This is a genomic window from Scytonema hofmannii PCC 7110, assembly GCF_000346485.2.
GTDB lineage: Bacteria > Cyanobacteriota > Cyanobacteriia > Cyanobacteriales > Nostocaceae > Scytonema > Scytonema hofmannii.
The window spans coordinates 1-1,270 of the sequence record NZ_KQ976376.1 but is presented as its reverse complement, the minus strand read 5'-3'; the positions used below and the strand labels follow the sequence as shown (position 1 = coordinate 1,270).

Annotated in this window: 1 protein-coding gene; it reads right to left on the bottom strand. The window is 33.9% G+C overall.

Annotated elements, in window-relative coordinates:
- Positions 1-20: 20 nt before the first annotated feature.
- Positions 21-1,163 carry an IS4 family transposase gene (locus WA1_RS51935; RefSeq protein ID WP_026135404.1) on the bottom strand — a complete coding sequence of 381 codons (1,143 nt, stop codon included), beginning with the start codon at positions 1,161-1,163 and terminating at the stop codon, positions 21-23.
- Between the last annotated feature and the right edge of the window lie 107 nt (positions 1,164-1,270).

Below are 1,270 nucleotides of genomic sequence, written 5' to 3'. Positions count from 1 at the left end.
CTGACGGGGCGACAAAAGAGCTAGGATGCAGATAGGATAAGCTCCATAGCTCTTAGACCTCGTTGATAATACTTCAATTTATTGCGATTTAATCTCATTAATTCCGTGACTAAATCTTCACATGATTCCATGAAATTAACCCATGTTTGACCATATAATCCAATATAAAAACTGCTGTGTCGCCTTTCAATCCGCCCGTATTCTTTCACGCGACCCACATATTTTTGAACACCTTTTTGTTTAATTTGTTGTCCATGTATTGTGGCAGATGTGTATGCGATGGCTATTAATAAAATTAGAGAAATTAAGCGTTTATTTGAGACCTTAGTATCTTCTAAATTATAACCCCCGCTCTTAAAGTCTCGAAACATTTCTTCTATATCAAATCTTCTTTTATAGGCAGCGATCGCCAATTCTAGCGTGACTAAATTTGTGGCAATAAACCATCCTTCTTTTGGAGCTATTCCTTGAATTTTCCGTCTCCATTTACAAGCTACATTAAAATTGGTAAATCCTTTTTGTTTAGTGACCTTAACTCCTTGTAAAAAGAAAGATATTCCTGGTGATAAGCCTAAATCATTTAACTCTTGCCAAATCTCATGTTCCATTTCAATGAATTCGTTTTTTTTCAAACGAAGACAAAAAGATATGCCTTGCTCTCTGAGCCAACTTGCTAGTTTGACAGAACAAAATTCCCTGTCTCCCAAGAGACAAATTTTGTAATCCTTAAAAATTGGTAAAACTTGAGAGATTAACAATTTTTGTTCGTTAAGATTACTGCTTCCCAACTTAGATAGGAGTTCAAAATATACAGGAAAGGCTCTTTTATCCCAAACTACACTAATTACAAATAAATTAATGCAACCCCATGCAGTGCGATCGATGACTACATAAATCATTTTGTCAGATTGAAAATATGTTGACAACCATGTGGTAACAATCGGAAACCAAATTTTTTCAATTGTTAAGAATGGTAATGATAAAAATCTTTGTAATTTTTTTCGTCTGCTTTCAAATAAAATAGGGATTGGGAGATTTGTTGCTAACGCTTCTAAACTAACTTTTTTAATTGACTGTATAACATTAATTAAAATTGTTAGCAGTAAGTATTCGGTTGGGCTAAATTGACTTTTTAAGTGTATTTGGTAAAATGAAGGTATCATTGTCATTAGATAGGTCTTGTTGACAAAGGTAGACCTATCTTTTTTTACCACAAATTGCTGCACACTTGAACTCATAAGCTTTTCAGGCTATTTTGTCGCCCCTTCAG